This is a genomic window from Streptoverticillium reticulum, assembly GCF_047456005.1.
GTDB lineage: Bacteria > Actinomycetota > Actinomycetes > Streptomycetales > Streptomycetaceae > Streptomyces > Streptomyces reticulum.
This window is the reverse complement of record NZ_CP179755.1, coordinates 4674955-4692504: the sequence shown is the minus strand read 5'-3', so window position 1 is coordinate 4692504 and position 17550 is coordinate 4674955. Positions and strand designations below refer to the sequence as shown.

At 68.4% G+C, this 17550-nt stretch carries 19 protein-coding genes; 16 read left to right on the top strand and 3 right to left on the bottom strand.

Going from position 1 to position 17550, the window contains the following annotated elements; all coding sequences use genetic code 11:
• The first annotated feature begins 5 nt into the window (after nucleotides 1-5).
• The 4 genes from ACMATS_RS21405 (at nucleotide 6) to ACMATS_RS21390 (ending at nucleotide 1850) form a co-directional block, all read left to right on the top strand.
• Nucleotides 6-413 (top strand): hypothetical protein, encoded by a 408-nt coding sequence (locus ACMATS_RS21405; protein WP_414168742.1) that lies wholly within the window; start codon nucleotides 6-8, stop codon nucleotides 411-413.
• Between the two features lie 42 nt (nucleotides 414-455).
• On the top strand, nucleotides 456-1049 hold the full coding sequence (locus ACMATS_RS21400; protein WP_336413057.1) for a phage tail protein: 594 nt from the start codon (nucleotides 456-458) through the stop codon (nucleotides 1047-1049).
• Nucleotides 1050-1140: 91 nt separating this feature from the next.
• Nucleotides 1141-1431: a hypothetical protein gene (locus ACMATS_RS21395; RefSeq protein WP_391155748.1), complete on the top strand. Its 291-nt coding sequence runs from the start codon at nucleotides 1141-1143 to the stop codon at nucleotides 1429-1431.
• 113 nt (nucleotides 1432-1544) lie between these two features.
• Nucleotides 1545-1850: a hypothetical protein gene (locus ACMATS_RS21390; RefSeq protein ID WP_414170756.1), complete on the top strand. Its 306-nt coding sequence runs from the start codon at nucleotides 1545-1547 to the stop codon at nucleotides 1848-1850.
• A 45-nt stretch (nucleotides 1851-1895) separates the two neighbouring features.
• Here ACMATS_RS21390 and ACMATS_RS21385 read toward each other — a convergent pair whose 3' ends face one another.
• Together ACMATS_RS21385 and ACMATS_RS21380 are read right to left on the bottom strand one after the other, a co-directional pair.
• Nucleotides 1896-2297: a DUF3592 domain-containing protein gene (locus ACMATS_RS21385; protein WP_414168741.1), complete on the bottom strand. Its 402-nt coding sequence runs from the start codon at nucleotides 2295-2297 to the stop codon at nucleotides 1896-1898.
• Between the two features lie 169 nt (nucleotides 2298-2466).
• On the bottom strand, nucleotides 2467-2862 hold the full coding sequence (locus ACMATS_RS21380) for a DUF3592 domain-containing protein (protein ID WP_414168740.1): 396 nt from the start codon (nucleotides 2860-2862) through the stop codon (nucleotides 2467-2469).
• Between the two features lie 113 nt (nucleotides 2863-2975).
• Here ACMATS_RS21380 and ACMATS_RS21375 point away from each other — a divergent pair, with 113 nt between their 5' ends.
• The 12 genes from ACMATS_RS21375 (at nucleotide 2976) to ACMATS_RS21320 (ending at nucleotide 13501) form a co-directional block, all read left to right on the top strand.
• A complete protein-coding gene (locus ACMATS_RS21375; protein WP_414168739.1) occupies nucleotides 2976-3608 on the top strand; it encodes a hypothetical protein in 633 nt (210 codons plus the stop codon).
• 39 nt (nucleotides 3609-3647) lie between these two features.
• A complete protein-coding gene (locus tag ACMATS_RS21370; protein ID WP_414168738.1) occupies nucleotides 3648-4721 on the top strand; it encodes a phage tail protein in 1074 nt (357 codons plus the stop codon).
• A 5-nt stretch (nucleotides 4722-4726) separates the two neighbouring features.
• The gene (locus tag ACMATS_RS21365; protein WP_414168737.1) at nucleotides 4727-5932 is read left to right on the top strand and encodes a hypothetical protein; all 1206 of its coding nucleotides are present in this window, start codon (nucleotides 4727-4729) and stop codon (nucleotides 5930-5932) included.
• Nucleotides 5933-5945: 13 nt separating this feature from the next.
• Nucleotides 5946-6887 (top strand): phage distal tail protein, encoded by a 942-nt coding sequence (locus ACMATS_RS21360; RefSeq protein ID WP_414168736.1) that lies wholly within the window; start codon nucleotides 5946-5948, stop codon nucleotides 6885-6887.
• 55 nt (nucleotides 6888-6942) lie between these two features.
• Nucleotides 6943-8049 carry a hypothetical protein gene (locus ACMATS_RS21355; protein WP_414168735.1) on the top strand — a complete coding sequence of 369 codons (1107 nt, stop codon included), beginning with the start codon at nucleotides 6943-6945 and terminating at the stop codon, nucleotides 8047-8049.
• The gene (locus ACMATS_RS21350; protein ID WP_390780795.1) at nucleotides 8046-9158 is read left to right on the top strand and encodes a hypothetical protein; all 1113 of its coding nucleotides are present in this window, start codon (nucleotides 8046-8048) and stop codon (nucleotides 9156-9158) included. Before ACMATS_RS21355 ends, ACMATS_RS21350 begins: the two co-directional genes overlap by 4 nt.
• A complete protein-coding gene (locus ACMATS_RS21345) occupies nucleotides 9158-9862 on the top strand; it encodes a hypothetical protein (RefSeq protein ID WP_414168734.1) in 705 nt (234 codons plus the stop codon). The genes ACMATS_RS21350 and ACMATS_RS21345 overlap by 1 nt, the downstream gene beginning before the upstream one ends.
• Before the next feature lie 54 nt (nucleotides 9863-9916).
• Nucleotides 9917-11530: a phage tail protein gene (locus ACMATS_RS21340; RefSeq protein WP_414168733.1), complete on the top strand. Its 1614-nt coding sequence runs from the start codon at nucleotides 9917-9919 to the stop codon at nucleotides 11528-11530.
• 21 nt (nucleotides 11531-11551) lie between these two features.
• Nucleotides 11552-11860, top strand: a complete 309-nt coding sequence (locus ACMATS_RS21335) for a hypothetical protein (RefSeq protein WP_414168732.1) — start codon at nucleotides 11552-11554, stop codon at nucleotides 11858-11860.
• A gap of 71 nt (nucleotides 11861-11931) precedes the next feature.
• The gene (locus tag ACMATS_RS21330; protein ID WP_414168731.1) at nucleotides 11932-12963 is read left to right on the top strand and encodes a peptidoglycan-binding protein; all 1032 of its coding nucleotides are present in this window, start codon (nucleotides 11932-11934) and stop codon (nucleotides 12961-12963) included.
• A 32-nt stretch (nucleotides 12964-12995) separates the two neighbouring features.
• Entirely contained in the window at nucleotides 12996-13244 is a 249-nt protein-coding gene (locus ACMATS_RS21325; RefSeq protein ID WP_414168730.1) for a hypothetical protein, read from the top strand.
• On the top strand, nucleotides 13241-13501 hold the full coding sequence (locus tag ACMATS_RS21320; protein WP_414168729.1) for a hypothetical protein: 261 nt from the start codon (nucleotides 13241-13243) through the stop codon (nucleotides 13499-13501). Before ACMATS_RS21325 ends, ACMATS_RS21320 begins: the two co-directional genes overlap by 4 nt.
• 62 nt (nucleotides 13502-13563) lie before the next feature.
• Here ACMATS_RS21320 and ACMATS_RS21315 read toward each other — a convergent pair whose 3' ends face one another.
• Entirely contained in the window at nucleotides 13564-17463 is a 3900-nt protein-coding gene (locus ACMATS_RS21315; protein WP_390780788.1) for a DNA-directed RNA polymerase subunit beta', read from the bottom strand.
• Nucleotides 17464-17550: the final 87 nt, after the last annotated feature.

The window sequence follows — 17550 nt, the reverse complement described above, 5'->3', positions numbered from 1 at the left end:
CGGCGATGAGCGAGGCCCTGCTGTCGTTCCCCGATGTGGAACGCCTCATCGTCGACAACCTCAAGTACCGGCCGGAGCTCGCGGGCGTCGTCGTCGACAACCGCCCACCGAGCGGATTCGACGGTACGCAGAAGGTGGTGCTGGTCTCCCGGACCGGTGGTGCCTGGGTGGACGACCTTCATCTCGACACGCCGATTGTCGAGATGGAGGTGTACGGCCCCGACAAGACCACCGCGCACGCCGTCTCCCTCGCCATGCGCGCCGCGCTGCTCCAGCTCCGCGGCACCGTCTACGGCACGGCCGTCGTGACCGACGTCGTCGAGACGGAGGCCGTGCGCTGGCTGCCGGACTACAACCGGCCCGCCGGCAACCGCTACCTCACGACGGTGCGCTTCTCCCTCCGCCCGGCGTGACGCGTACCCCTTTCCCCTTTTCCTCCCTCCTAGGAGTTCCTCATGTCCGGAATGAACCCGAGCGAGATCCGCGTTGCCGGCACCGGCCGCATCCTGATCGCCAAGGTCGGCACCGACGCCCCCGCCGACACCACCACCGAGTGGGGTGCCGCCTGGCACGACCTGGGCTACACCAGCACCGACGGCGTGAAGTTCGGCCGCAAGGGCAAGACCGCCAACATCGACACCTGGCAGTCGCTGACCCCGGCCCGCACGATCTACACCGAGCGCGAACTGACCCTGAAGTTCGGCATGCTGCAGCTGAACGAGGACACGCTGCCGTTCTTCTTCGGCGGCGGCGAGGTCGTCGAGACGGCCCCGAACTCGGGCCTGTTCAAGTACGAGATCCACAGCGACCAGGGCGAGGACGAGCGCGCGCTGGGCGTCGAGTTCAGCGACGGCGCGGACGTCCGCTACCGCTTCGTCGTGCCGCGCGGTCTGGTGACCGTCAGCGACGACATGGACCTCAACCGCAAGGGCGCGGTCAAGCTGGGCGTCACCTTCACGGCGATGGCGCCGAAGCCGGGTGCGGCGCTGGCGACGTGGCTGATGAAGGACAAGGCGTTCGCGCCGGCGGCGGCGCCGGCCGGCAAGTAACCGCCCGCACTTCCCCCCGAACCGGGCGCCGCCCTTCCCTGTCCCGGGGCGGCGCCCCACTCCCTTCTTCTCACCTCAAGGAGCAAGCCCCATGCCCGCTTTCGACGTCAACGCGGCCCGCGCCCAGCGCCTGGAGGCCCACGGCCGTTCGTGGTCCTTCGCCCTGGACGGCGACACCTTCGAACTCCCCACGGAGATCGGCCACCGCACGGCGCGCGCCCTGCGCGAGCTCGACGACAACGACGTGGACGGGCTGTTGGGCCTGCTGCTGGGCAAGGAGCAGTTCGCGCGCTTCGTCGAGCACGACGTGACGATGCAGGACATCGCCGCAATCCTGGAGGCGTACGGCAAGGAGACCGGGCTCGGCCTGGGGGAAGACTGAGCCTCGACGCGTTCGTAGACGAACACGCCGAGGCTCTTGAGGCCGATCTGCTGCGGCACTACGGCGTCGACTTGCTGGACTGGCACCGAGGGGCGCTGTCGTCGCGGCGGCTGATGGTGCTGGTCAAGCACATGCCGCGGGACAGTGCGGTGAACCGGGATCTGCACGGCGAGGCCGTGGAGTGGGATGCGGGGACGCACCTGCTGGCGGCGGCAGTTGACCACTTGGCTGTCGCCAACTGGATGACGGCGACGATCAACAGCGGTGAGGATGCCGAGCCGCTGGAGTACCCGGAGCCGGTGCCGAGGCCGACCTCTGCGGCTACCGAGGCACCGGACCTTGCCGAGACCGGAAGCGGAGAAAGCCCGGCTCCTGATCGTCTCCCCACACCGGATGAGCTTGCACGGTTCTTTTCCTGATTCCTGGCCACAGTGCCCAGTGCCGCCGAGCCGACGGGGCAAGGGCTAAATGAAGATCTTGTAGAAGAAGGCATGCATGGCGACCAGCAGCCCGATGCCGCCCCAAAGGTTCCGCCACGCCTCGGACTTCCTCGCGAGCTCACGCTCGGTCCGGGCGCGCTTGGGGTTCCGCGGATCGTACACAAGATCCACCACTTCGCCGTTGTCGGCCACGCGGCTGCCACGCAGAGGGGACCTGTACAGCACAAGGCGCCCCTCTCTGGTCTGAAACTCAAAATGCTCCGAGACCCGGTCCTCCGACCAATGTCCACCCGAACATTGCGCCTTCACCTTCACACCCACAGTGCGCAGACGGCGGTCGATCAGCAATGGCCGGACCCCAAAGGGAAGAACCAGGCCACCGAGGACGAACAACCACATGAACCCGTAAATAAACCATCCGACCACGGGAGGCCCTCCAAGATAAGGCGATCCAAATCTCCGGGATCGATCGACCCCGACCCGAGGAAAGAGCGCACCTCGACGTGTTCGCAGAAGAACTCGCCGAGGATCTCGAAACAGATCTGCTGCACTCAGCCGTCCCGGATCTTTGCCTGACCCAATCGGCTACTGCGCATCAACCCGATATCTTGACGACCCACAGAATCTGCGGAACCAGGAATATCAGCTCCAGGACAACCATTCCCCAGGTGAAAAAACGGCCGCCCGGTTCGCCGTCCAGCCAGTCAGCCACTCGAGCCTTTTTGGGATTTCTCGGGTCATAGACGAGGTCCACCTTGTCGCCCTTTGCGATGGGCAGCACATAGCTTGGATTTGTCTGGTGAAGGAACGCCGCCCCGTTGATCGAGTATTCGATGGAAGCAATCGATGCGTTGTCGTCCTGGGATATGGAAACACATCTTCCCTTCACCTTGATTCCGACCCTCTTCAGTCGCATAGCCCGCACCTTCGGAACGGCGACGAGGGCTATCAATAACACCAGCGGGATGAACAGCATCACAGTGACGATCACGCGAAATTGCATCGCAGATCAGACCTCGCTTCCCCAAGGAACCGTCAAGACAGCCGCATCCTACATCCAGAAACCGACGCCAACACAGAGGATCTGCTCGACAGGGAGAGACAGTGTCGGAACACAGTGACGAAAATCAGCTGCGCGTCGTCGACCCACCCAACCCGAAGAAGATGGCGGACCTTACCGACCCGCGCATCCCATGGTTCTTCAGCGAAGGCGATTGGGACACCTACAAGAGGAAGATCAACGGACTCAGCGTATCCGTTGATTACCTGAAAGCCGGATTCGGTGCGCTGGCACTTGGCTTCACGCCGGTGAAGATCGACGGCGCCCTTTTCAAGATGGACGAGAAGGGCATCAGCTTCGGCGGTGTTCAGAACAGGACTTGGCCCTGGGCGCGCGAAGGAAGCTCCTTCTGGCGAGTGGTCACCTCCAAGAAGGACTTAGCCAAATACGACGAGAAAAAGGCCAGAGAGCAGGCGCAGGAAGGCCTAAACTCAAAGCTCGAAAAAGAGGTCAGGCAGATCAAGAAAAGCCTGACCAAAAATGCCCAGGAAGCAAAAAAGGCGCATCTGCGGATAGACAAGATCCAGGACCGGCTCCGGGTGCAGCGGCAAGGGGTGCGCAAAGTTGCCGCACAGCCCAACGCCTCGGAAGGGAACCCGAGGCGTCTGAAGGGCACCGTGGATCAGGTCAAGGCGTTGGAACAACGCCTGAACACACTCATGGCGGCATTGGGGTAATGCGCCTCGATATTTCCGTCGACAGAGTTGAGGGAGAGAATGTCTCTAGTCCAATCCCTCGGCCGCGCCGGTGGCGCCGCCCGGGAGTTCAGAAGCAGGATCGATGCCGCTGGGAAGGCGGCTGGAGGGCTCGGCCGCCAAGCCGGCACCGCCAACACCAACGTCAGCAAGATCAAGACCTCCGCCCAGCAGTCCACCCGTGAACTCAAGGGCATGAAGACCGCCGCCGATCAGGCCGCCAAGTCCGTGGCCAAGGTCGGCAAGGAGGCCGGCAAGGGCGGCCCCGCCATGACGAAGTTCCAGGGCGGGCTCAAGAAGGCCGACGGCGGGGTCAAGGGGCTCAACAAGTCCATGAAGGGCAACGTCATCGGGATGCTGCTCGGGCTGCTCGCGCCGCTCATCGAGAAGGTCGTCGAGATGGCGTCCCGCTCGAAGGCCATGCAGAAGATCATGAAGGTCGCCTTCGACGTCATCGGCAAGGTCGTCGACACCGTCATGAAGGCCATCGGGCCACTGATGAAGTCCACCGGCGCCCTCATCTCCAAGGTGTGGAACGGGATCAAGGCCGCGATCCTGCCGATCGCGCTCTGGATCGGGTCGGCCATCCCCGACGCCTTCCACACGGTCAGCAGCGCGCTCTCCAGCGCCTGGGGCGGTCTCTCCTCCTTCGCCGGCTCCGTCTTCAACGGCATCCTGTCGGCCGTCAAGGCACCGATCAACGGGGTCATCGGGCTCGTCAACAGCGCCATCGGCGCCCTCAACGGCATCAGCGTCACCATCCCGGGCTGGGTGCCCTTCGTCGGCGGCAAGACCTTCGGCGTGCACATCCCGTCCATCCCCATGCTCGCCGAGGGCGGCATCGTCGCGCCGCGCAGCGGCGGCGTACCGGCGATCGTCGCCGAGGCCGGGGAGTCCGAGGCCGTCATGCCGCTGTCGAAGCTCGACCGGCTGCTGACGCGTACCGCCATCGAAGCGCGCCTCGCCGGCGCGGGAGCCGGTGCCCGGCAGTCCGCCGGTGCCGGGTTCCACATCGAGAACTACTACGCCACCCAGGCCGGCAGCCCCCAGGACACCGCCCGGGCCCTGATGTTCCTGGCCAAGGCCCGTGGGTGAGCCCCGTGCCCGCCGCCGCAGCTCTCCCCCGCGTCCGAAATCCCCTCGCCAACTCGGCCGGCGCGTTCCGCAACTTCGGTTCCGCACTCGGCCAGGCCGCCCGCTCCGTACAGACCAGTCAGCGGGCCATCGCCTCCTCCTCCCACGTCCTCGACCGCGTCAAACAGTCGGCAACGCAAGCAGGCACCGGCATCAAGCAGTTCGGTACCGGCGCCACCACCGCCGGCCGTGCCGCACAGGCCCTCGGCAAGCAGGCCGGCACCGCCAACTCCGGCCTGCTGAGGACCAAGAACGGCTCCCGGCAGTCCGCCCGCCTGCTCAAGAACATCAAGCGGCAGGTCGACGGCACCACCAAGTCCCTCGGCCTGCTCGGCAAGGGCGCCGGCAAGGCAGGCAACCTCGCCGGGAAGCTCGGTGGCCATCTCAAAATCGCCGGCGGCGTGATGAACGTCGTCAACCTGGTGATGAAGACGAACCCCTTCGTCCTCCTTGTCACCCTGCTCGCCCCGTTCGCCGAGCAGCTCATCGAGTTCGCCCTGAACTCCGAGCTCGGTCAGCAGCTGATGGAGCAGGTCTTCACCACCGTCGGATCCCTCATCGACGCCGCACTCACCGTCATCGTGCCCGTCGTCACGGCCTATCTCACGGTCGTCATCGGCTTCTGGAAGGGCGTCTTCAGCGTCGTCAAACCCGTGGCCAAGTGGGTGGGCCAGCACCTCCCCGGCGCGTTCCGCAAAGTCAGCTCCGCCATGGAAGGCGCCCTGCACGGCATGGGCGGCTTCCTCCGGACCGCTTTCCAGGCGGTCGCCGGTGTCATCAAGGGGCCGATCAGCGGGCTCATCGGCTTCGCCAACTGGGTCATCGACGGCCTCAACAGCATCAGCGTCAACATCCTCGGCAAGAAGTTCGACATCCACCTGCCGAAGATCCCGATGCTCGCCCAGGGCGGCGTCGTCCGCCCCCGCGACGGCGGCGTCCCCGTCATCCTCGCCGAGGCCGGTGAGGCCGAGGCCGTGTTGCCGCTGTCCAAGCTCGACCGGCTGCTCGCGCAGACGGCCGAGGCCGCCCGGGCCACCACCACCACGACAGCGGTCCCGCGCATCGACCACTACTACGAGCCCGCAGGCCGCGGCTCCCACGGCATCGCCGCGGACCTGCTCTTCCTCGCACAGGTACGGCAGAGACGACAGACACTCCAGACGAGAAGGTGAGGGCCAACTCCCCATGCCCCCAGCACAAATGAACACCGTGAACACCGACGCCGCCATCGAACCCCCCGGCTCACTGATCACCCAGGACGGGCAGATCCAGTGGGCCGGGCTTCTTTTCGGCCCCGGCACGCCCTACCAGATCGACGCCAAGGGCCTGACCGGCTGGGACGACCTCCCGGAGCTCGACTCCGCCGACGTGCCCAAGCCCGGCCAGCACGGCTCCTGGCCCGGCGCCCAGTGGGCGAAGCCGCGAACGGTCTCCGCGACCGTCTGGCTGCTGCCCGACCGCCCGGACCAGGCGCAGGCCGTCACCCAGGCCTTCCGCGCCGCCACGGGCGTGGGCAGCGGTGAACAGTGGCTGGCCGTGCGCCTGCACGGTCAGACGCTCGCCTGCCGGGCGCGCGTCGACCGCCGCGCGGCCACGACCGACCGCACGTACGTCACCCACGGCATCGCCTCCGTGTCGATCCAGTGGCTGTGCACCGACCCCCGCCGCCTCGGCGTCACCGAACAGCGCGCCCGGACCGCACTGCCCACGCCCGAGCCCGGGCTCCTGTGGGAGCCGGACAGCGGCCTGGAATGGCCCCTGGAGTGGGGTGCGGCCGGAAGCACCGGCACGATCACGGCCGTCAACGCGGGCGACGCCCCGGTGAGTCCCGTGATCGAGTTCCGGGGACCGGTCGAACTGCCCTCCCTCACCCGGCTCGGTGACGGTCGGCAGCTCGAGTACGACATCCAGCTCGCCGAGTCCGACGTGCTGACCGTCGACACCACGGCGGGCACGGTCACGCTCAACGGCACCGCCTCCCGGCTCTACACCGCCACCGCCCGCTCCACCCCGGAGCAGCTCTTCCAACTGGAGCCCGGCGCCACCTCGCTCGCCTTCCGCGCGGGCCCCGCCTCGGACGACTCCCGCGCCTCGGTGGCCGTCCGCTGGCGCGACGCCCACTGGTGACAGCGCCCCCGCTCCGTTCCCCCACCCCTTCACCACCCAACTCTCGGAGGACGAGATGAACAGCGTCCGCAGCGCATGGCTGCTCAACCGCACCGACGCAGGCGGCGGTCAGTCCCGCGTCGACACCCGGCTCGCCCCGCTCGGCACCATGACCCCGACCGGCGTGCTGGCCTCGCGCGACGGCGTGATCCCCGGTTCCCAGTACGGCAAGTACGTCATGGACGGCCTGTACGTCTTCGGCGACCAGGCGGGCATGACCGGCAAGATCGCGCCGGGCCGCGCCGTCGTCCAGAGCACCGAGCAGGCCGGCGCCTACCCGGTGACCGTCACCGACTACCTCCCTCTCGTCTTCGCGGACGGCGACGCGGGCAACCCGCGCGTCGACCTCGTCGTCGTGCGCGTCTACGACGCCCAGCAGGACGCCTCGAACCGCACCGAAGCCGTCATCGAGATCGTCCAGGGCGTTCCCGCCGCCACCCCGGCCGCGCCCTCGACGCCCGCCGGCGCCCTCGCCCTGGCCGAGGTGACCGTTCCCGCCGGCGCCTCCGCCGGCAAGGGCGGCATCAACTGGGACACCGCCGTCCGCGACCGCCGCCGCGCCACCGTCTCCGTGGGCGGCATCATCCCGCGCGGCTGGGGCCTGAACTTCCCCGGCGCCTACCCCGGCCAGTACCGCGACACCGGTGCGGGGCTGGAGCGCTGGGACGGCGCGCAGTGGAAGGCGTACCCGGAGCCGCGGCCGCGCTGGCAGGACTACACGCCCGAGTGGGGCGCGGACAACGGACCGAAACCGGTTCCCGGAAACGGCTCGCTGAACGGCCGGTATCTGCACGACGGCTCGATCGTCCACTTCACCGCGACGCTGAAGATCGGTTCGAGCACGAAGTGGGTCAGCGACAACGGCAATTGGTGGCTCTCCCTGCCGGTCCGCCCGACCGGCCCCGCCATCAACGGCCACTTCCGTGCGCGCCTCGGCAAGGGCTACTACACGGGAACCTGCTTCCTCGACTCCACCCGCCACGCGAACGGCGCCGCGTGCGGCTGGACGACGAGCAAGCTCACCGGCGAAGTTGCCGCCGACTGGGCGGACGGCAACTACCCGGAGACCGCCGCCGACGGCCAGTGGTACACCCTGTGGGGCAGCTACGAGGCCTCCCAGTGACCACGGCCGTCCAGCCCGCCTACCGCGCCCTGTTCTGCGACCTGCGCACCGACCAGGTCGTCGACAGCCTGCCGCTGACCGGCGTCGAGTTCGACGACTACATCGGCAAGGCCGGTTCGCTGCGCGCCACGGTCCCCCTCCCCGACCAGGCGCTCGCCCAGCGGGCCCGTACCGCGCTCCAGCCCGGCCGCACCGCGGTCTGGCTGGAGCGCGGCGGCGAGATCTGGTGGGGCGGCATCCTGTGGACCTGTACGCCGTCCGGCGACGAGCAGGGCCGGATGACGGCAGAGATCCAGGCGGGCACCTTCGACTCGTACCTGGACCACCGGATCCTGTCGAGCAGCCTCGAAGCCAAGGAAGCGGTCGACCAGTTCGACATCGTCCGTACGCTCGTCGACCACATCCAGGCACAGCCCGGCGGCGACCTCGGCATCGAGTACGGGACCGAGACCTCGGGCGTCACCCGCATCCAGAGCTACGCCTACACCGACGTCGCCCGCGTCCGGGAGATCCTGGACGGCCTCGCCGCCCATCAGGACGGCTTCGAGTGGCGGATCCACTGCTACCGCGACCCGGTCACCGCCCGGCGCGTCAAGCGGCTCCAGCTCGGCCACCCGCAGATCCACGTCGGCGCACAGGACATCGTGCTCGACCGGCCCGGGCCGCTGCTGTCCTACTCCCTGCCCGGCGACGCGACCCTGCAGGCCAACGTCTGGGTCGCGCGCGGGGATTCGGCCAACCGCAACCAGGCCGCGGACTCCGTCCCGACGATGTCCGAGCGGAAGGTGGCGATCGCCGACCTGGACGCCGGCTGGCCCCGGCTGGAAGGGACCTCCGACCACAGCTCCGTCAGCGACCGCGCGACCCTCAACAGCCTCGCCGACGCCGGACTCGGCCGCTCCCGCCGTCCTCAGCTCATCCCGGAAGCCACCATCCGGCTGGACGGGCGGCTGACCCCGGCCCATCTCGGTGCCACGGTCCGGCTGCGCATCACCGACCTGTGGCATCCGGAGGGGCTCAACGCCCGATTCCGGGTGGTGGGCATGACCGTGTCGCCTCCGGAACGCGCAAAGGCCGAGACCGCCAAGCTCTATCTGGAAGGAATCTGATGGCTGCCATACCTCTCGATCTCCTCGACCGCATCCGCGATCTGGAGCGTCAGGTGCGGGCCCTGATGGGCAGCGCCAACACCCGTCCGCGGATGGACGAGATCCAGGGCGGCCGGGTCGTCATCGGCGACGGCGGCTCGCTGACGGTGCGCACCCCCGAGGGCAAGGACCTCGCCTACGTCGGCCGGGTCTACCCCGACCGGCCGGGCGGCCAGTACCAGCAGGGTGTCGTCCTCAGGCGCGACGACGGCTCGCTGGCCTTCAGCGTGTGGACGGGCGACGCCGAGGACCTGCCCGTCCAGCCCATCCGGATGTGGGACCGCAACGGCAACATCATCTTCGCCGAGGACTCCAGGAACTTCGGCCTGGCCAAGCCGTTCATCCCGTATCCGCTGCCCACCCCCGAGAACACCGGCAAGTGGGAGTCCACCAGCTCCACCAACTGGACGACCCTGTACAACGGCAACGCCATCGTCCAGCACCCCAAGCTCTACTGCCTGATCGCCGCGACGACGGGGGGCGAGGTCCGGCTGCTGGTCAACGACCGCCAGGTCGGCCCGACTTCGAAGAGCACGCTGGAGTTCACCGACCTCATCGGCGCGGACTACGACAGCCACATCACCTTCAAGGTCCAGGCCCGCGCCATCGGCAGCAACAGCACCGTGTGGTGCTCCCCGCGCGCCCTCTACGGCGTTCTCTCCTGACCCGCTCCCCTCTTCAGCCTTCATCCTTCATCCGCACAACAGGAAGACACCTCCGTGCTCCCCAGTGCCATTCCCACCGTCACCGTGACCGCCCGCTACCTCTCCCCGGACGGCAACGCCCTCACCGGCAGCGTCGTCTTCGAGCCGCCCCCGCTGCTGACCCACAGCGCGAGCGACGTCATGCTCGGCGGCCCCGTCACCGGCGTGCTCGACGCCGACGGGCGGATCTCCGTCACGCTGCCCGCCACGGACACGCCCGGCATGAACCCGCAGAACTGGGCGTACTCCGTCACCGAGAAGCTGTCCGGGGTGCGGGGGCGTGCCCCGTACAAGATCCTGCTGCCGACCGCGCAGCCGAAGGCCGATCTCGCCGACATCGCGCCCACCGACCCCGGCACGCCCGACTACGTCGCCGTGGCCGGTCTCCCGGGCCCGCCCGGGCCGCCCGGACCGGCCGGCCCCGCCGGACCCGTGCGCTCCGTCAACGGCCACGCGGAGACCGACATCCGGCTCGGCGCCAAGGACGTGGGCGCCCTCCCGGCCGACGGCGGCACGGTCGCCGGTCCGCTGGCGGTGACCGGTACGTTCACCGCGCGCGGCGCCGACGTGCAGGACGCGACGGGCGCCACCCGCGTCCGCATCGACCCGGCCGGCCGGTTCACGGCCACCGCCGACGCCCAGTTCACCGGCAACGTGCAGATCGGCGCCGCCGTCACCGACACCGCGGGCGGCCAGGCCGTCCTCGGCATCAAGAACGCCACCGCCGTGCCGAACGGCAAGCCCACGGACGGCATCGTGCTCTACGCCAACGGCGGCACGCTGGCCTACCGCAAGCCCGACGGCACCACCGTCACCCTGGACGAGCGCACCGCAGGCGTGCGCTCGGTCAACACCCGCAGCGGCGACGTGCAACTCACCGCCGCCGACGTGGGCGCGGAGCCCACCGGACGTGCCGTCCTGCTCGCCGGGGCACAGACCGTGGACGGTGCCAAGACGTTCAGCGCCGTGCCTTCTGCGAAGGCCGACCCGACGGCGCCCGAGCACCTGGCGCGTAAGTCCTACGTGGACGGGGTGGCACGCACCAACGACTGGGCCCCGGCCGACCTCGGATTCATCGCCTGGACCTTCGATCCGGGTCTCGGTGACGGCAAGAGCCCCATCAACTCCGCCTCGCCCGGCGACATTCCGGCGAGCGGGCGCATCTACTACAACGCCGTGATCGTACGGTCGCAGGTCACCGTCAAGGAGATCTGCACCCACACGCTCGGCTACTCCGGCGCGTCCGGTGGCATCGGCGCGGGCTCCTTCGCGGGCCTGTACGACGCCACGGGCAAGCGGATCGCCCAGACCGCCGATCTGAGCATGGTCTACCCGGAGGCTCACGACATCGGCGGCTCGACCTCGTTCCTGCCGCTGAGTGCACCTGTGGTGCTCCAGCCCGGCACCTACGTCATCGCCCTGCTGCTCAACTACACCAACTCGGCCAACGCGCCCCGGATCATGACCGGCAACGGCGGCTACGACGTCCCGGGCCGCTTCGGCCGTCCCGGCACCGTCCCCCGCACGGTCATGTCGCCCACGAAGGCCAACACCGCGCTGCCCACCGACGTCGACTGGGCCAACGGAACCATGGCGCTGGGCACCCGGTACTGGTTCGCGCTGGCCTGACAAGAAAGGACCTCACCTCTTATGACCACCCGTTCCCTCAGCGCCGTGGGCGCCATCAAGTCCATCGAGCAGACGACCAAGTCCTTCACGTTCCAGCACGAGTTCGAGGAGCAGCAATTCACGCTCCAGATTCCGGACGGCGCAATGCTGCTCGGCGGCTGGCACTCGCTGATTCTTGACGGGAAGGAAGCGAAGTACTCCCTTTCGAGCGGTCCGACCATGGACGGCAGAGGCTGGTGCCTGCGCATTCCCCGCAACTGGGAGTACAGCGAGACGTCCGAGTACAAGGCACAGCTCACTGTCTCCGTCTCCTACGCCCTGCCCGCCTGACCACCCCCACCCGCCCCGCACCGCTCCCCTCGGTGCGGGGCGTCCGCATACGCACCCCCTGGAGTGAACCCATGGCAACTCCCCTCTCCGCAGACCGCTTCGTCGCCGCCCTCGAAGCCGAAGGCGTTCAGGTAGTCGAAGTTGACGACTGGCGCGACCACAACCGCAACCACAAGGGCGCCTGGGGACCCGTCAACGGCGTGATCATCCACCACACCGTCACCTCCGGCACGGCCTCCTCCGTCGAGCTCTGCTACGACGGCTACGACGAGCTCCCCGGACCGCTCTGCCACGGCGTGATCGACAAGGACGGCGTCGTCCACCTCGTCGGCAACGGCCGCGCCAACCACGCCGGTACGGGCGACAGCGACGTCCTCTCGGCCGTCGTCAACGAGTCCGCGCTCCCCCGCCCCACCGCCAACGACACCGACGGCAACGCCCGGTTCTACGGCTTCGAGTGCATCAACCTCGGCGACGGCGACGACCCGTGGCCCGCCGCCCAGCTGGACGCCATGGAGCGGGTCTCGGCCGCGCTCTGCCGCGCGCACGGCTGGGACGCCGGATCCGTCATCGGCCACAAGGAGTGGACGAACACCAAGATCGACCCCGTCGGCTTCGCGATGTCCGACATGCGCGACCGCGTCGCGGCACGCCTCGGCGGCCACCCCGACGCCGACGGCGGCGGCAACTCCCGCCCCAACACCACCACTTACACCGTCCAGCCCGGCGACACCCTCACCACCATCGCCGAGTCCCACGCCACCACCGTCGACCGGCTCGTCTCCCTCAACGGCCTGACCGACCCCAACGCCCTCCGCCCCGGCCAGGAACTCGACGTCCCCGCCGCCGGCAACAGCTACGAGCCCTTCCCCGGCGCCGACTTCTTCCGCAAGGCCCCGAACTCCCCCGTCGTCACGGCCATGGGGCGCCGCCTCGTCGAAGAAGGCTGCTCCGCCTACTCCCAGGGGCCCGGCCCGCAGTGGACCGACGCCGACCGCCAGTCGTACGGCGCCTGGCAGCGCAAGCAGGGCTTCAGCGGCTCCGACGCCGACGGCTGGCCCGGGCGCGTCACCTGGGACGCGCTGAAGGTCCCGCACTCCTGACCCCTGGCTCCTGCCCCCGAAAGGCCTCCCCCGTGTCCGACGCCGCCAAGCGGACCCTCCGCACCCTCCTCCAGACCGCCGTCGGCCTCGCCGTCGCGCTTCCCGCGATCGTCGACGCCTCCGGCATCCCCGCCTCCCTCCCCTGGGTCGCCGGCGCCCTCGCCGTGGCCGGCGGACTCGCCCGCGTCATGGCGCTGCCCGCCGTCCAGGCGCTCCTGCCCCGTTGGCTGCGCACCGAGCAGCCGACCACGCAGCCGACCCACGACCGGGGCCGCGTATGACCGACAGGCCCACGTCCCCTTCCACCGTCGCCCTGGAACTGGAACGCCTGCGCGGCACCATGGAGGCCGGGTTCGCCCGCGTCGACGGGTCGCTCGCACTGCTCGTCCAGCGCAGCGACCAGACCGACAAGCAACTGGCCGATCATGAAGCGCGGTTGGACGCGCTGGAGCGCAACCGCTGGCCGCTCGCCAGTATCGGGGCGTTGACGGCGGTCGCGGGGGTCGCCATCTCCGTGTTCCAGCTGACCGGCAAATAAAAACAGGGCGGCCACCCCCTCTCGGGGGTGGCCGCCCTGCTCAATCAGCTACTAGCAGCAGCTCACTGGTTGTACGGACCGTAGTCGTAGTCCTCCAGCGGCACCGCCTGGCCCGAACCCGTGCCGAACGGCGAGTAGTCGATGTCGTCGTAGCCGACGGCCGAGTACATCGCGGCCTTGGCCTCCTCGGTCGGCTCGACCCGGATGTTGCGGTAGCGGGACAGGCCCGTACCGGCCGGGATGAGCTTACCGATGATGACGTTCTCCTTGAGGCCGATGAGGCTGTCGGACTTGGCGTTGATCGCCGCATCCGTCAGGACTCGGGTCGTCTCCTGGAAGGAGGCGGCCGACAGCCAGGACTCCGTCGCCAGCGAGGCCTTGGTGATACCCATCAGCTGCGGACGGCCGGAGGCCGGGTGGCCGCCTTCCGTCACGACGCGACGGTTCTCGGACTCGAAGCGCGAGCGCTCCACGAGCTCGCCCGGCAGCAGCTCCGCGTCGCCGGACTCGATGATCGTCACGCGGCGCAGCATCTGCCGGATGATGATCTCGATGTGCTTGTCGTGGATCGACACACCCTGCGAGTTGTAGACCTTCTGGACCTCGCCGACCAGGTGGACCTGGACGGCGCGCTGGCCGAGGATGCGCAGGACGTCGTGCGGGTTGGTGGCACCCACGGTGAGCTTCTGGCCCACCTCGACGTGCTCGCCCTCGGAGACCAGCAGACGGGCACGCTTCGAGATCGCGAACGCGGTCTCGTCGGAGCCGTCGTCCGGAGTGACGACGATCTTCTTGGTCTTCTCGGTCTCCTCGATCCGCACGCGGCCGGCGGCCTCGGAGATCGGGGCGACACCCTTCGGGGTACGGGCCTCGAAGAGCTCGACGACACGGGGCAGACCCTGGGTGATGTCGTCACCGGCCACACCACCGGTGTGGAAGGTACGCATCGTCAGCTGGGTACCGGGCTCACCGATGGACTGGGCGGCGATGATGCCGACCGCCTCACCGATGTCCACCAGCTTGCCGGTCGCCAGCGAGCGGCCGTAGCAGAAGGCACAGGTGCCGACCGCGGACTCACAGGTGAGGACCGAGCGGGTCTTGACCGTCTCGACGCCGTGGGCGACGAGCTGGTCGATGAGCACGTCACCGAGGTCGACGTTGGCCGGCGCGATGACCTTGCCGTCGACGACGACGTCCTCGGCCAGCATGCGGGCGTACACCGACGTCTCGGCGTCCTCGGCCTTGCGCAGGACGCCGTCCTCGCCCTTGGAGGCGATCGTCAGCTTGAGGCCGCGCTCGGTGCCGCAGTCCTCCTCGCGGATGATCACGTCCTGCGAGACGTCCACCAGACGACGGGTCAGGTAACCCGAGTCGGCGGTACGCAGGGCGGTGTCGGCGAGACCCTTACGGGCACCGTGCGTGGCGATGAAGTACTCCAGCACGGAGAGACCCTCGCGGAACGACGCCTTAATGGGTCGCGGGATGGTCTCGTTCTTCGCGTTCGACACCAGACCACGCATACCGGCGATCTGCCGCATCTGCATCATGTTTCCTCGGGCACCCGAGTCAACCATCATGAAGATGGGGTTCGTCTTGGGGAAGTTCGCGTTCATCGCCTCGGCGACCTCGTTGGTCGCCTTGGTCCAGATCGCGATGAGCTCCTGCGTGCGCTCGTCCTTGGTGATCAGACCGCGCTCGTACTGCTTCTGGACCTTCTCGTCCTGGGCCTCGTAGCCCGCCACGATGGCGCGCTTGGCCTCGGGGACGATGATGTCCGAGAACGCGACGGTGACACCGGAACGGGTCGCCCAGTAGAAGCCGGCCGCCTTCAGGTTGTCGAGCGTCGCCGCCACGATGACCTTGGGGTAGCGCTCGGCCAGGTCGTTGACGATCTCGGAGAGCTGCTTCTTGCCCACCGAGTAGTCGACGAACGGGTAGTCCTCGGGCAGCAGCTCGTTGAAGAGCGCGCGGCCCAGCGTGGTGCGCAGGCGGAACGAGTCGCCCTGCTGCCACTCCGGCTCGCCCTCCTCGGCGACCGGGGGAACCCAGCCGCGCGGCGGGACGGTGCCGATCGGGAAGCGGATGTCGACCTTCGCCTGGAGCGAGAGCTCGCGGGCGTCGAACGCCATGATCGCCTCGGCGGCCGAGCCGAAGGACCGGCCCTCACCGATGACCTTGCGCTCTTCCTCGTCGGTGGTGAGGAAGAACAGACCGAGCACCATGTCCTGGGTCGGCATGGTGACCGGACGGCCGTCGGCCGGCTTGAGGATGTTGTTCGAGGACAGCATCAGGATGCGGGCCTCGGCCTGCGCCTCCGCGGAGAGCGGCAGGTGGACGGCCATCTGGTCACCGTCGAAGTCCGCGTTGAACGCGGTGCAGACGAGCGGGTGGATCTGGATGGCCTTGCCCTCGACCAGCTGCGGCTCGAAGGCCTGGATGCCGAGGCGGTGCAGCGTGGGTGCACGGTTCAGCAGCACCGGGTGCTCGGCGATGACCTCTTCGAGCACGTCGTACACGACCGTGCGGCCGCGCTCGACCATGCGCTTCGCCGACTTGATGTTCTGCGCGTGGTTCAGGTCCACCAGGCGCTTCATCACGAACGGCTTGAAGAGCTCCAGCGCCATGGCCTTCGGCAGACCGCACTGGTGCAGCTTGAGCTGCGGGCCGACGACGATGACGGAACGCGCCGAGTAGTCGACACGCTTACCGAGCAGGTTCTGACGGAAGCGACCCTGCTTACCCTTCAGCATGTCGCTGAGGGACTTCAGCGGACGGTTGCCGGGGCCCGTGACCGGGCGGCCACGACGGCCGTTGTCGAAGAGGGCGTCGACCGCCTCCTGGAGCATCCGCTTCTCGTTGTTCACGATGATCTCGGGGGCACCGAGGTCGAGCAGACGCTTCAGACGGTTGTTGCGGTTGATGACACGGCGGTACAGGTCGTTCAGGTCGGAGGTCGCGAAGCGGCCACCGTCCAGCTGCACCATCGGACGCAGGTCCGGCGGGATCACCGGGATGCAGTCCAGCACCATGCCGGTGGGGCTGTTGCGGGTCTGCAGGAAGGCGGAGACGACCTTGAGGCGCTTGAGCGCACGGGTCTTCTTCTGGCCCTTGCCGGTGCGGATGATCTCGCGGAGGCGCTCGGCCTCCTCGTCCAGGTCGAAGGACTCCAGGCGCTTCTGCAGCGCGGCGGCGCCCATCGCACCCATGAAGTAGGTGCCGAAGCGGTCGCGCAGCTCGCGGTAGAGCAGCTCGTCGCCCTCGAGGTCCTGGACCTTGAGGTTCTTGAAGCGGCTCCAGACCTCGTCGAGGCGGTCGATCTCGCGCTGCGCACGGTCGCGCAGCTGCTTCATCTCACGCTCGGCGCCCTCGCGCACCTTGCGGCGCACGTCGGCCTTGGCACCCTCGGCCTCGAGCTCGGCCAGGTCGGACTCGAGCTTCTTGGCACGGGCCTCGAGGTCGGCGTCGCGGCGCTGCTCGACCTGCTGGCGCTCGACGGAGACGTGGGCCTCCAGCGAGGGCAGGTCGCGCGTGCGGCGCTCCTCGTCCACCCACGTGATCATGTAGGCGGCGAAGTAGATGACCTTCTCGAGGTCCTTCGGGGCCAGGTCCAGCAGGTAGCCCAGGCGCGACGGGACGCCCTTGAAGTACCAGATGTGGGTGACGGGAGCGGCAAGCTCGATGTGGCCCATCCGCTCACGGCGCACCTTGGCGCGGGTGACCTCGACGCCACAGCGCTCACAGATGATGCCCTTGAAGCGGACACGCTTGTACTTGCCGCAGTAGCACTCCCAGTCCCGGGTCGGACCGAAGATCTTCTCGCAGAAGAGCCCGTCCTTTTCCGGCTTCAGGGTGCGGTAGTTGATGGTCTCCGGCTTCTTGACCTCGCCGTGGGACCAGGTTCGGATGTCGTCCGCGGTCGCCAGGCCGATCCGCAGCTCGTCGAAGAAGTTGACGTCGAGCACTTTGTCGTCAATCCCTCTTTCAGGGTTCGTGCCCTCCCGCCGTGGCGGGATATGGGCTCTACATCAGTGGTCTGGGGGTCCGGGGAC

What these genes read in the sequence shown, in the direction of transcription:
- ACMATS_RS21405 (WP_414168742.1), top strand. Translation starts at nt 6, where the DNA reads ATGAGCGAGGCCCTGCTGTCGTTCCCCGATGTGGAACGCCTCATCGTC.
- ACMATS_RS21400 (WP_336413057.1), top strand. Translation starts at nt 456, where the DNA reads ATGTCCGGAATGAACCCGAGCGAGATCCGCGTTGCCGGCACCGGCCGC.
- ACMATS_RS21395 (WP_391155748.1), top strand. Translation starts at nt 1,141, where the DNA reads ATGCCCGCTTTCGACGTCAACGCGGCCCGCGCCCAGCGCCTGGAGGCC.
- ACMATS_RS21390 (WP_414170756.1), top strand. Translation starts at nt 1,545, where the DNA reads ATGGTGCTGGTCAAGCACATGCCGCGGGACAGTGCGGTGAACCGGGAT.
- ACMATS_RS21370 (WP_414168738.1), top strand. Translation starts at nt 3,648, where the DNA reads ATGTCTCTAGTCCAATCCCTCGGCCGCGCCGGTGGCGCCGCCCGGGAG.
- ACMATS_RS21360 (WP_414168736.1), top strand. Translation starts at nt 5,946, where the DNA reads ATGCCCCCAGCACAAATGAACACCGTGAACACCGACGCCGCCATCGAA.
- ACMATS_RS21355 (WP_414168735.1), top strand. Translation starts at nt 6,943, where the DNA reads ATGAACAGCGTCCGCAGCGCATGGCTGCTCAACCGCACCGACGCAGGC.
- ACMATS_RS21345 (WP_414168734.1), top strand. Translation starts at nt 9,158, where the DNA reads ATGGCTGCCATACCTCTCGATCTCCTCGACCGCATCCGCGATCTGGAG.
- ACMATS_RS21335 (WP_414168732.1), top strand. Translation starts at nt 11,552, where the DNA reads ATGACCACCCGTTCCCTCAGCGCCGTGGGCGCCATCAAGTCCATCGAG.
- ACMATS_RS21330 (WP_414168731.1), top strand. Translation starts at nt 11,932, where the DNA reads ATGGCAACTCCCCTCTCCGCAGACCGCTTCGTCGCCGCCCTCGAAGCC.
- ACMATS_RS21320 (WP_414168729.1), top strand. Translation starts at nt 13,241, where the DNA reads ATGACCGACAGGCCCACGTCCCCTTCCACCGTCGCCCTGGAACTGGAA.